Source organism: Robertmurraya korlensis NBRC 107688, assembly GCF_001591645.1.
Lineage (GTDB): Bacteria > Bacillota > Bacilli > Bacillales > Cytobacillaceae > Robertmurraya_A.
This window is the reverse complement of the sequence record NZ_BCVH01000001.1, coordinates 931,047-943,340: the sequence shown is the minus strand read 5'-3', so window position 1 is coordinate 943,340 and position 12,294 is coordinate 931,047. Positions and strand designations below refer to the sequence as shown.

Genomic DNA, 12,294 nt, shown 5'->3' with positions numbered 1-12,294 from the left:
CTCCAGCCCTTATTTTGCCTGTTTAGTATACCATGTTTCACCGTTAGAAAAAATTCTCATACCATAATAACAGTTATCAAATACACGAGAGGAATACAACGATGACATCTTCAAAAAAGAATTCTGACTCTCATTCTATAGACAAATGGTTAGAAACCTTGTTTTTGGATCCGCTAACAACTTTTTTGGACGAAACCGCCTTTCGCTTAGATTTATTTGAATCTGGGACACAATTTATTATTGAAGCCGTAATACCTGAAGAGACATCCGAAACTAATGTATCCCTTCAAGATCATAAGGTAATTATTTCTGTCATCTGTAACGGAAAGCTTCGAAAAAGAAAAGTGGATTGGCCATTTGATGTAAGAGAACATGTGGTTGGTGCGAGACAATTCGAGCAAATACTAGAAGTTAGTATTGATAAAGAAAAAACGTTAGCGCCTGTTGACCGTCAGATAGAGATAAAGAGGTAACCTCTTCCTTTAATACAAAATGAAAAGCCGTCTAAGGTAAATAGACGGCTTTTGTTGCTATATTAGCTTTCCATTTTAGCGATAATGTCTGGGCTTTTTGGGAAAACTCCCGTTTCAGCCTTTGAATAAATCTTTTCACCATTTACCGTTACTTCGAAAACGCCACCAGAACCAGGTATAAGCTCTAATTTCGTAATATCCTTACGGAAATGATTAAACAGGTCTTCCGCGAAACTCGCGGCTTTTGGTGCGTAGTTTCACATCATGCAAAATTCAACTTTAACCTCAAAAGACATCGTAGCTTCCTCCATTTTCTGCAGAAAGATTTCACAAAACTTTCATTTATTTGTGATAAAGCTATTTTATTACAGTTTTACTAGTTTTCGCAAGGTTACTAACTTCCCTTTATCCGTACTACTAAAAAAGTGATTTTCCTCCGTATAGGTTGTATACTAAATCTTGGAGGTGAGTGATGATGAGCGAGTTAGAAAAAGTACGACTAACTTCCCTTTCTACGAAGGCTGGTTGAGGCTGTAAAATTGGTCCTGAGGACTTAGCGCAAGTTTTGCGCCTTTTACCTGAACAAAAAAGAACCCCAGAGCTGTTAGTCGGACATGAAACGTCTGACGATGCAGGGGTATATCAGTTAACAGATTCTTTAGCCATCATTCAAACAATTGATTATTTTACACCAATTGTTGATGACCCATATATGTTTGGTCAAATTGCAGCAGCTAATGCATTGAGTGACGTGTACGCCATGGGTGGAACACCGAAAACGGCATTAAATATTGTTGGCTATCCTGTTAAAAAGCTAGGAGCAGAAATTTTATCTGAGATTTTAAAAGGCGCGAGTGATAAGGTGGTTGAGGCCGGAGCATTAACGATCGGTGGTCACTCCATTGATGATCAAGAGCCTAAATTCGGACTTTCGGTGACAGGTATCGTTGACCCAAACAAAATTTGGAAAAACATTGGGGCAAAGCCTGGTGATGTGCTTGTTTTAACAAAGCCAATTGGTGTTGGTATTATGACTACTGGAATTAAACGCTCTGTCGTAACAAAGGAACAAGAGGAAACGGTTACGCTGCTTATGGCGGAGTTGAACAAAGTTGCTTGTGAACGATTAAAGGACTTCTCTCCACATGCCGTTACAGATGTCACAGGTTTTGGCTTACTAGGTCATGCGAGTGAGATCGCTAGGGGCAGTGACGTGAGTTTTGAGATTGATCTTGAAAAAGTACCTGTTCTTGATGGGACCTACGAGCTTGCTGAGCAAGGGATTGTTCCAGGCGGTTCCAAGTCTAATCATAAATGGCTTGAAAAGGTTATCGATTATAGCAGTGAAATAACGTTACAACAACAGCTGGTCCTTTGTGATGCCATTACTTCAGGTGGACTTTTGATCGCTCTTTCTTCAGAGGAAGCTGAGCAGTATACGTCAATTGATTCCGTATATACCATTATTGGCCAAGTTGTGGAAAAGAAAGATAAGCTAATTTATGTAAAATGATCTATACAAAGGCAGTGAATGCTCACATTCGCTGCTTTTTTGTGTATAACTACCATCCATAGCTTCAGGATATACGGAGATGCTAACCTTTAAAGAGATTAAAGGGGGGAACTAAACTATGTCGGATTCACGTATACAGTCGCAAATTGTTAGTGGGAATTTTTTTCCATCAGAAGATTTTGCTAATGGAAAGCTACAGGATGATCGCTATGAAATCTATGTAAACAATGATTTTGTTGGATATAAGATCTTATTAAATCAATCTGATTCTATTGAGGATGTGGATGACTTTTTAAAGCAGCAAGGAATCAAAGAATTTTCTGGACAGTTAGACGGTGACCACTATTATATTCAAACGAATGATGCCAATACAGTAAAAGATATGTTAGGGGTATATTGTCATAACCGATAAAAAAGGGGCTGCCATAATGAACAGCTCCCTTCTTCCCTTATGAAATAATCTTTTTTCTTAATTGTTCCAGCATATCAATCGTCATTGTCTCTAATGTAAAGTCCGTTTTAAAGCCCCATTCTTCCCTAGCAGCGGTACAATCAATTGAGTCTGGCCAGCTGTCAGCAATTCCTTGACGAATGGGGTCCACATCGTATTTTATTGTAAAATATGGAATGTGCTTTCTGATTTCGGCGGCAATTTCCTCAGGCGCAAAGCTCATGGCTGTCACATTAAAGGAATTTCGATGGACGAGTCGGGATGCATCCGCCTCCATTAAATCAACGATGGCATTTAGCGCATCAGGCATGTACATCATATCCATGTACGTCCCTTCTTTTATATAGGAGGTATACTGTCCAAACTTAAGAGCCTTGTAATAAATTTCGACTGCGTAATCAGTTGTACCTCCACCTGGTGCAGTTTCATACGATATTAATCCAGGGAATCGAAGACCTCTTGTATCAACCCCGTACCGATGATAGTAATAATCCGAAAGTAGCTCACCTGCTACCTTATTTACACCATACATCGTCGTTGGACGGTGGATCGTGTCCTGAGGGGTATTTACTTTAGGTGTGGTAGGACCAAAGGCTCCAATCGAGCTCGGTGTAAAAAACTGACTTTTCGTCTCACGAGCTGTTTCAAGTGCATTCATCAGTCCACCCATATTCAAATTCCAAGCAAACACAGGATTTGCTTCTGCCGTCGCTGATAGGAGTGCTGCCATATGAATAACAGTATCTGTTTTATAGTTCTTCGCTACTTCTAGCATTCTAGCCCCGTCTGTCACGTCTACCATCTCAAATGGTCCATTTAAAGCTGCTTTACTTTCATTTTTGCGAATGTCAGTTGCCACCACATTGTCAGTACCATAAATTTCTCTTAACTTGACGGTTAACTCTGATCCGATTTGTCCTAATGCACCGGTAATCAAAATGCGTTTCATGTTTCTCCTCCAATTATGCTTACTCTGTGATGATTCCTAGCTCTTTCCCAACCTTTTCATAAATAACAAGTGCTTTGTCTAGCATTTCTTTTGAGTGCGCAGCCGATGGCATGTTTCTCACTCTTCCAGTCCCTTTTGGTACGGTTGGGAAGACGATTGATTTTGCGTAAACACCTTCTTCGTAAAGTCGCTTGCTAAACTCCTGAGTTTTCACTTCATCACCAATAATACATGGCGTAATCGGAGTTTCACTGTCACCAATATTAAAGCCTAATTTAACTAGGCCTTCTTTTAGATAGTTGGCATTTTCCCAAAGCTTTTCGTTTAACTCAGAGCTTTCCATTAATAATTCAATGGCACGAATACTAGCAGCAACATCAGCTGGAGTTAATGAGGTAGAGAATAAAAACGGTCTACTACGGACCTTTAACCAGTCTATTAAATCTTGATTCCCCGCTACATAACCACCGACAACTCCGATAGCTTTTGATAGAGTCCCGATTTGTAGATCTACTTTGTCTGATAATCCGAAGTGCTTTACCGTTCCAGCACCCTTTCCAAGGACACCAGATCCGTGAGCATCATCCACATATGTGATTAAATCAAACTCCTCTGCAATTTCAACGATTTCAGGTAGCTTTGCAATGTCGCCATCCATGGAAAACACACCATCCGTTATCACCATTACTTTATTGTAAAGACCTGATTCCATTGCTTCCTTTGCTTTTGCACGAAGATCGTCCATGTCAGAATGATTGTAGCGAATGACTTTTGCTCTAGATAAACGGCATCCATCTATAATAGACGCATGATTTAACTCATCAGAAAGAATGGCATCGTTTTTATCCATAATGCCTGAGATGGCAGCCATATTACAGTTGAAACCTGACTGGTAAGCAATCGCGGCTTCTGTTTGCTTAAATTGAGCTAACTTTTCCTCTAGTTCTATGTGAAGCTTTAACGTTCCATTAATTGTTCTAACAGCACCCGCTCCTACCCCATACTGTTGGATGGCTTCCAATGCTGCTTCCTTAAGACGAGAATCGGTGGCGAGTCCTAGATAATTATTGGAAGAAAGATTCACGAGCTCTTTTCCGGTAATCGTAATCATTGGACCGTTTGCGCTTTCAAGTGGGTCGATTACGTTATATAGACCCTTCCCCTTTAAATCTTCTAAATTTCCATTTAAATACGCGGCTAATTTCTTACTTGACATACCAATATCCCCCTTGTTATGTTGTTGCGAAATAAACAACTGTCCACTGGTGAAAGACAGTCGTTATGTAGATGAAACGTTGAAAATAAAGGTTTTTATACTATTTACTTTATCATATTTTATTTCGTTGTGCATAGTGCGTGGACATATTTGGAGAAGGATTTATGAGAATAATTGATAAATCATTTCTAAAGCAATAAATCAGTAGTGTTAAGCTTAAAATTTTAGTATGATTAGAAAATGAGGTTTTTTACGATTACCTGATAAGGTGAGGGTAAAAATTGTGAGGGTTGTTATTCTACATAAATAGTAATTAGTAATGATTGGGGGAAATTATTAATGAAAAAGTTAGTATCGTTCCTAGCATTTGTACTGCTACTCGGTCTTTTAAGTGGTTGTGCAGAGGATAAGGAAGAAGCCGTGGAACAAGAAGAAACAACGAAACAAACACTTAAAATTGGTGCGATTCCTGACCAGGATGTTTCGGTTTTAAGCCGCAGCATGGGTGAAGTGGCAGACTACCTTTCTGCTGAAACAGGCTTAGAGGTTGAGTATGTGCCATCAGTAGACTACGCAGCACTAGTTACTGCATTTGAGCGTGGAGAAATCCAACTAGCTTGGTTCGGAGGGTTAACAGGTGTTCAAGCAAGAAACCGGGTTCCTGACGCGGAAGCCATTGCCCAAAGACCTCGTGATGAAGAATTCCATTCGGTCTTTATTGCTCAAAAAGAACTGGGATTAAAATCGTTAAGTGACATAAAGGGGAAAAGCTTTACTTTTGGTAGTGAAAGCTCAACTTCTGGACATTTAATGCCCCGATATTATTTAATGGAAGAAGGCATTAATGCCGAACAAGATTTTAACGGGAACCCATCTTATTCAGGTTCACATGATAAAACGTATAAACTAGTAGAATCAGGTGCTTTTCAAACGGGTGCCTTAAACGAAGCGGTTTGGGAAGCGGCGGTTGCCGAAGGAAAAGTCGATACGAGCAAAGTGGATGTATTTTATACAACCCCTGCCTACTATGACTATCACTGGACGATTAATACGCTTGAGGGATACGATTCAGGAGTAAAGCAAAAAATAACAGATGCCCTCCTTTCTATGGACAGTGAACAGCAAACCATTTTGGATCTTTTCCAAACGGATAAGTTTATCGAAACAAAAAATGAAAACTATGAAGCCATTGAAAAAGTGGCAAAACAAATCGGTATTATTAAGTAGAGGTGTAGATGTGGAGACCAGTCAAAACATCATCGATCTAAAAGATGTATCAGTCTCATTTGACGGGAAGATAGCCTTATCTTCCCTTTCTTTATTGATTAATAAGGGGGAAAGAATCGCTCTTATTGGACCAAGTGGTGCTGGAAAGAGCACGCTCTTGAATGTCTTATCTTTGTCTCAAGTCAGTGGGACAGGAATGCTAATAATTGATGGGCAACCTCCCTCCTATTATCGAAATCGAAAAGTACGTGCCAAAAAAATTGGTGTCATTCGTCAGCAGTTCGATTTAGTTAATGCGCTCCCCGTTGTACATAACGTTTTAGCTGGAAAACTAGCGGACTGGAGTTTAGTGAAATCTATCCTTTCTTTAGTGATTCCTCAAGAAAAAGAAATGGCAAAAAAAGCACTTACACGAGTGGGTTTGGCTCATAAAATTCTTGAACAAACTGGCTCGTTATCTGGTGGTGAGCAGCAGCGTGTAGCATTAGCAAGATTGCTTGTCCAGGAGCCGGAAATTATTTTAGCGGACGAGCCAGTCGCCTCTCTTGATCCCGCTAGAGCAGAAGATGTGTTAGACATTTTAACGAAGCTTGTTCTAGAAGAGAAGCAAACACTGATTGCTAGTCTTCATTCCGTCGACTATGCAAAAAAATACTTTACTAGAGTCATTGGTCTTAGAGAGGGCGCTCTAGTTTTCGATCTTCCTGTTGGTGAATTAACCGATCGTCACCTAAGTGAGCTTTATAAATTGGGGGAGACGATGGAATGAAACAGAGTCTTCGATTTCAACAAAAGAATATTCTCACCCTTTTATTGGTTCTCGTTTTTTTATGGAGCTTACGGGTGATTGATTGGAAGGAACCACTACTTCACCCAGGTGGAGGCGCGACCTTCCTACAGATTATTGAGGCGATGCTACATCCAAATCTTTCTCCAGAAATCCTTCTTCTCGCCCTTGACTCTGCTTGGGTGACACTTACGTATGCGGTAGCTGGAATGACCATTGCTATCGTTATTGCCGTTATATTTGGGGTTTTGGCTTCGGGTGTAATACAGAACTCTCAACACCCATTATCTATGCTTAGTAAAAGATTTTTCCGTGGATTACTTGGATTTCTTCGCGCCATTCATGAGCTAGTTTGGGCATTGCTGTTTGTTTCTGCTTTCGGTCTTACACCTTACTCCGCAATTTTGGCTATCGCGATTCCTTATGGAGGGATACTCGGACGAATCTTTGCCGATATGCTATCAGATGTTAAAAAAGAACCGATACAATCTTTACAGTCAACGGGTGCTTCCAAGTGGCAGCTGTTGTTTTATGGGTATTTTCCTCTTGTAAGAGCCAATATGATTTCTTATACGATGTACCGTTTCGAATGCGCGGTTCGTTCCTCTGCGGTTATGAGCTTTGTTGGTTTAGGTGGACTTGGGTATCAGATCCAGCTTTCATTAGATGATTTGAACTATGAAGAAGTGTGGACGTTTGTGTTGTTTTTGATGGCGATTGTTATCGTTATAGATGGGTGGAGTAGCGGGTGGCGTTCTCGCTTATCCAAAGGTTCGTCACGCTTTTCCATGCTATCATTCTTACTCTCTTTATCTTTAGTGATTGGATCTTGGATGTACTTGTATAAAGTCGAGCATGCCTCCTTTTTCACTTTGTTTACAGATGAAAATGGTGAATATGCGAAAAAGTTTTTCCTGAGCTTACTAGGAATTGGTGAAGAGACACCTACCTTTTTTTCAGCTCAGAGCTGGATACATACCCTGCAGCTTACTTACGATACATTGATGATGAGTATTATTGCTATAGGTATGGCTACGATTGTCATGCTGATTACGGTTGTGCCTGCTGCACGAAATGTGGCGAATGGTAAGCTTACGATGAGCCGTTCCTTTTTTTCTTGGGTATCCTTCCTGCTCATTCGAGCGTCCTATATTTTAAGTAGAGCGGTACCGGAATTAATCTGGGCAATGATGATTATATTTATTTTTCAGCCTGGCATTCTTCCAGGAGCTGTCGCCTTAGCTCTACATAACTTTGGTATACTTGGGAAGTTATGTGCGGAGGTCATTGAAGATTTGGATGAGAGACCGATCCGACATCTGTCCTCTTCAGGAGCAAGTCACGCACAAATCCTGTTATATGGTGTTCTTCCCTCTGTACTTCCGAAGTTTTTAAGCTTTATCCTCTATCGTTGGGAAGTAATTATGAGAACGACGATTGTTGTAGGTTTTGTCGGTGCTGGCGGGCTTGGTCAGCAGTTTAAACTAAGTATGAGCTATTTCCATTATTCAGATATTACATTAATTATCCTTTGTTATTTACTACTTGTTTGGTTAGCGGACTTTTTATCCGAGCTTTCGCGTAAAGCGGCCAAATGATCAAATCATTTTGAGTACCTTTTCACTAAGGTGCTCTTTTTTTATTCCAATAATAGCAAACAATAACATTCATTAGGAAAAACGAGTATGTTTTTCATTAATTTACAAACAATACCATTATCGATACTTTCGAAATGGAGGATTAGTATGGTGAGAAAAATAAGTGCGCTTATCTTGTTCGGTCTTATTTTTTTGCAATTGGGTATTCCGATTGCAAATGCAGCTGTGACAGATACGGAAGTTAACGAAATATTAGCAGAGTACGATTTATCGAGAGAAGAACTGGATGTAATTTTGGCCGAATATGGTACATCAATTGATGAGCATGAATCCAAACAAGAATTAGCAAATGCCGTAGATTTTTACTTGAATCACCTCTCTGTATTAAAGGATCTAGAGGAATTTTTAGCCTCAATTGGTATTACGGAGGAGGAAGCTGATAGACTATTTGACCACCTTGAGAAAATCGATTCGGATGAAATGCAGCAACAAATGGTGGCTATTGATACAAGAATTGAGGAAGTAATGATGGCTTCTGACTCAGTATTCTCAGATACAGAAAGAGAAGAGCTCTCTTCCCTATTTGTTGAAATGATGAATGTTATGCAGCTTGAGCCTACCTTTTATTTAGTGGATTCTACGGGAGAAAATACAGCTATATCGTATGAGCAGCTATTACAAGCAAAAGAATTTACTAGTGATGCTCTCCTTGTACAATTGAATAGTACAACTGGTGAGTTACTTGCTGATGTCGAACTAACGAACGAAATGCTATCGGGAGATTTTGTATTAAGTGCTTTTGAGAAGGTCGCAGATGTTGGCGAATTAGTAGCAGAGCTTCCTGATACCGCGAGCTTTTATGGAACCGGTATTTTACTCGGCCTCATTCTTGCTCTGTCAGGATTTGGTCTTTTCATAATAAGGAAAAAAACAATCTCCACATTAAAATAATAAAAGGAAGGTATACATGAACAAAATCATTGCTTTAGCTTTAGTGCTCGTATTGTCATTACATGTATTTACTCCAAACGTTATGGCAGCTGTAACAGAGGATGAGGTAAGTACAGTTATTGCAGAAAAAGGAATCACTCGTGAGCGTCTTCAAGAAATGTTTGATTACTATGAGATGACGTTAGACGATTTTGCGAATGCAGCGGAATTAAGTGAGTTCATTGGAACACCGATTACGGAGGAGTCCGTATCCCTTCTCCTCGATCAATATGGGATGACCCGTGAAGAACTGGACGCTTTATTAGAGGAGTTCGGCATGACAGTCGAGGAGCATTTTTCCATCGAAGAACTTGATCTGACGATTGACTTTGCGTTAAATCACGATACAATGCTCGAGGATTTAGAACAGTTCTTATCAGCAATCGGGATAACGGAAGAAGAATCGGAGAGATTATTTGCTCATTTTGAATCATTAGATGAACTTCAGTTAGAGGCGAAGATGGAAGAAGTTGGAGCTCGCCTAGAGGAGCTTATGATGCTAGATCCTGAAGCAGAACTAACGGATGAACAAAAACAAGAGCTTCAAAATCTATGGGGAGAAATGATCAGTGCCTTTGATTTGCAAGCAAAGTTCTATCAAGTTAATATGAATGGTGAAAAAACTCCGATATCCTTTGCCGCATTAACTGAGATGACTGACTTTACGGGGATGTCACTCATGGTTGAATTATACAATACTGCGGGAGAGCTTTTAATGGATGTTCAGCTTTCAGAGGAAATGCTAACCGGGGACTTTGTATTAAACGCAGCAGAAAAAGTAACAGATATTGCCGATTTAGCTGGCGAGTTAACCAACCTTCGCCACAATGCATTACCTGATACGGCAAGTCACTATATGATGTATACCATTCTGGGAGTTATGATCATCGTATTAGGGGTAGGTATCCTTTACATTACACGTAAAAAGAAGAAGATTTACCTGATTAAATAGTATGAAAATAAAGTGTCTGGCTGTGGGCTTACTCCTTATTGGGATAAGCCTTACTGCCGTAAATACATTTTATTACCTTCAAGGATACCTTTCCGTCCAACCGGTCAAAACAAATCCCTCTTCTCCGGCAGAAGTGACAGAAGCTCCTTCTGAGCAACAGTGGCCAGTATATGAGGTAAAACCAGCTATCTGTGAGAAACTAGGTGAACTGTACATCCCCCGACTGGAACAATCGTTTCCTATTTTTGAGGGTACAGGAAAAGAAGTATTGCGTACCGGAGTCGGTCATTATATTCGAAGTGCTCTCCCAGGTGAGGAGAATAATACGATTCTTTCCGGCCATCGAGACACCGTTTTTAGAGGCTTGCGTCATCTGAAGGAAGGTGATGAATTGGTTGTTACAACTGCGGAAGGAACATTCACCTATAAAATCCACCGGATACGTATTGTAAAAGCAGATGATCAAACAGTAATGACTCCTAAGCCGAGAGCAACGTTGACCGTAACAACCTGTTATCCCTTTTATTTTTTAGGAAATGCACCTGAGCGCTATATTATTAGTGCTAAGCTTATAAATAAACAGCGCGTGGTTACTTGGAATCATCCCAGGTAATCACGCTTTTTTGGAATAAGGACATGAATCTCCCGATATAATCTAAAGTTAGCATAAGTTGAAGGGAGAATGACCATTGGCTTATTATTGGGGTGTTGACTCTGCTGCAGAAGTAACAGAGGACCTGTATAGTTGTGTGGAAGAGGAATTTGGGAAGCCCTCTTATTGGGGAAGATATTTAGCACCTATTCCTGGAAAGGTAGCTGGGCTCACTAGAGAAGAAGTTAGTTTTATTCGTAATAGAGGTACGAAGCTGTTACCGATCATAAGTAATTTCCGTGAAGCCATAGGGTATCGTGAAGGGAAAGTTGTTGCACAAAATGCAATTTACCACGCAAGACGATTAAGTATCCCTAAAGGCAAAGTGGTGTTTGGCAATATTGAGAAGTATTTTAAAGTCGATGAAGAATGGATTAGAGGTTTTGTTGATGCGATGTACCCTAGTGGATACAAGGCTGGCTTATATCTTGATCCGGTTCGTGGAGAGTTTAACAAAGCCTATTGCGCGGCTGTTGCTAAAGATAATAAAGTAGCCAATCAACTTATTTTATGGAGTGCAGAGCCTGAGCCAGGACCAACGAGACCAAGAAGTGCGCCTAACTTCCGTCCGAAAAAGCCGCCATGTAAGGCGAATGTTTGGGGTTGGCAATATGGCCGGGATGCGCCACAATGTCCGATTGACACGAATTTAATTAATAGTCGTCTATATGAATTGCTTTGGTAAAATTGTAAAGCACTTGAGAATGATTAGCTCAAGCGCTTTTTATTTTGTCGAAAATGAATCTTTACTCGCTTATCGTTGTCCTGTTCCCCGGTCTGATTTTCCCCACCCATTGTTAAATGGGAGGTACACTGTGAACAACGTATCGCTTTAGCCGGAATATTAGCTAAACAGAATGGACATTCCTTGACTGGGATGCTTACAACAGGTGCCTTTTTTAAACGACCTATCTGTAAAAGAACAAAATAAGTAGCAAGAGAGATGATCGCAAAATCAATAATTGTTCCGATAAATACGCCATAGTTGACCGTAATGGCCCCCGCTTCCCTGGCTTCAGCTAGAGTCGTATAGCTTTTTCCGGTAAGGGAGATATACATATTTGAGAAATTAACTCTTCCTAAAATTAATCCTAGCGGTGGGGTTATGATATCCTTCACAAACGAATCCACCATCTTTACAAAAGCTGTACCAACAATGACTCCTATCGCCATCTCAACGACAGTTCCCCTCGTTGCGAACTCTTTAAAATTTCTTAAAAAACGAATGGTCGTCCCCTCCCTTTTTTGCACACTTGTACCAATATATGAATGGGGACTAAGGTTCATTCGTTGGGAAGTTGCATGTTGCGGGTAAGTTTAATCGTGTTTATGATGATTATTAGAAGCGGAAAAGTTGAGGTAAATGAAGGTCATCGTTGTTATGAAGATCATTAAAAGCCGAAAAGTTGAAGCAAATGAAGGTCATCACCCTTATGAAGATCATTAGATGCTGGAAAAAAGGAGGAAATGAAGTTCATCGCTCCTA

General features: G+C 40.2%; 13 protein-coding genes and 1 pseudogene. 10 read left to right on the top strand and 4 right to left on the bottom strand.

Going from position 1 to position 12,294, the window contains the following annotated elements:
* Positions 1-101 precede the first annotated feature (101 nt).
* Positions 102-473 (top strand): hypothetical protein, encoded by a 372-nt coding sequence (locus tag BKO01S_RS04670; protein WP_066049324.1) that lies wholly within the window; start codon positions 102-104, stop codon positions 471-473.
* 62 nt (positions 474-535) lie between these two features.
* On the opposite strand, the pseudogene BKO01S_RS25160 reads toward BKO01S_RS04670, so the two are convergent.
* Positions 536-718, bottom strand: a pseudogene (locus tag BKO01S_RS25160) (Rdx family protein); the annotation flags it as partial.
* 230 nt (positions 719-948) lie between these two features.
* Between BKO01S_RS25160 and selD the strand changes: the two are divergent.
* Together selD and BKO01S_RS04660 are read left to right on the top strand one after the other, a co-directional pair.
* Positions 949-1,986, top strand: coding sequence for a selenide, water dikinase SelD (selD, locus tag BKO01S_RS04665; RefSeq protein WP_084361967.1), 1,038 nt, complete (start codon positions 949-951; stop codon positions 1,984-1,986).
* A 118-nt stretch (positions 1,987-2,104) separates the two neighbouring features.
* Positions 2,105-2,398 (top strand): hypothetical protein, encoded by a 294-nt coding sequence (locus BKO01S_RS04660; RefSeq protein ID WP_066049315.1) that lies wholly within the window; start codon positions 2,105-2,107, stop codon positions 2,396-2,398.
* Positions 2,399-2,435: 37 nt separating this feature from the next.
* Here the strand turns inward: BKO01S_RS04660 and BKO01S_RS04655 are convergent, their stop codons facing one another.
* Positions 2,436-3,386, bottom strand: coding sequence for an L-threonine 3-dehydrogenase (locus BKO01S_RS04655; RefSeq protein WP_066049312.1), 951 nt, complete (start codon positions 3,384-3,386; stop codon positions 2,436-2,438).
* 19 nt (positions 3,387-3,405) lie between these two features.
* The gene (locus tag BKO01S_RS04650) at positions 3,406-4,602 is read right to left on the bottom strand and encodes a glycine C-acetyltransferase (RefSeq protein ID WP_066049309.1); all 1,197 of its coding nucleotides are present in this window, start codon (positions 4,600-4,602) and stop codon (positions 3,406-3,408) included.
* 339 nt (positions 4,603-4,941) lie between these two features.
* On the opposite strand from BKO01S_RS04650, the gene BKO01S_RS04645 reads away from it, so the two are divergent.
* The 7 genes from BKO01S_RS04645 to BKO01S_RS04615 all read left to right on the top strand — a co-directional run bounded on the left by BKO01S_RS04645 (position 4,942) and on the right by BKO01S_RS04615 (position 11,493).
* Positions 4,942-5,829 carry a putative selenate ABC transporter substrate-binding protein gene (locus BKO01S_RS04645; protein ID WP_066049304.1) on the top strand — a complete coding sequence of 296 codons (888 nt, stop codon included), beginning with the start codon at positions 4,942-4,944 and terminating at the stop codon, positions 5,827-5,829.
* Positions 5,830-5,839: 10 nt separating this feature from the next.
* Positions 5,840-6,598, top strand: a complete 759-nt coding sequence (locus BKO01S_RS04640) for a phosphonate ABC transporter ATP-binding protein (RefSeq protein WP_066049302.1) — start codon at positions 5,840-5,842, stop codon at positions 6,596-6,598.
* The gene (locus BKO01S_RS04635) at positions 6,595-8,214 is read left to right on the top strand and encodes a PhnE/PtxC family ABC transporter permease (RefSeq protein ID WP_066049299.1); all 1,620 of its coding nucleotides are present in this window, start codon (positions 6,595-6,597) and stop codon (positions 8,212-8,214) included. Before BKO01S_RS04640 ends, BKO01S_RS04635 begins: the two co-directional genes overlap by 4 nt.
* A 147-nt stretch (positions 8,215-8,361) precedes the next feature.
* Positions 8,362-9,165: a processed acidic surface protein gene (locus tag BKO01S_RS04630; RefSeq protein WP_066049296.1), complete on the top strand. Its 804-nt coding sequence runs from the start codon at positions 8,362-8,364 to the stop codon at positions 9,163-9,165.
* Positions 9,166-9,181: 16 nt separating this feature from the next.
* The gene (locus BKO01S_RS04625) at positions 9,182-10,156 is read left to right on the top strand and encodes a processed acidic surface protein (RefSeq protein WP_066049294.1); all 975 of its coding nucleotides are present in this window, start codon (positions 9,182-9,184) and stop codon (positions 10,154-10,156) included.
* A 1-nt stretch (position 10,157) separates the two neighbouring features.
* On the top strand, positions 10,158-10,769 hold the full coding sequence (gene srtD, locus BKO01S_RS04620) for a class D sortase, LPxTATN-specific (RefSeq protein ID WP_084361942.1): 612 nt from the start codon (positions 10,158-10,160) through the stop codon (positions 10,767-10,769).
* Between the two features lie 76 nt (positions 10,770-10,845).
* Positions 10,846-11,493 (top strand): glycoside hydrolase family 25 domain-containing protein, encoded by a 648-nt coding sequence (locus BKO01S_RS04615; RefSeq protein ID WP_066049286.1) that lies wholly within the window; start codon positions 10,846-10,848, stop codon positions 11,491-11,493.
* 23 nt (positions 11,494-11,516) lie between these two features.
* Here BKO01S_RS04615 and mscL read toward each other — a convergent pair whose 3' ends face one another.
* Positions 11,517-12,095: a large conductance mechanosensitive channel protein MscL gene (mscL, locus tag BKO01S_RS04610; RefSeq protein WP_084361941.1), complete on the bottom strand. Its 579-nt coding sequence runs from the start codon at positions 12,093-12,095 to the stop codon at positions 11,517-11,519.
* Positions 12,096-12,294: the final 199 nt, after the last annotated feature.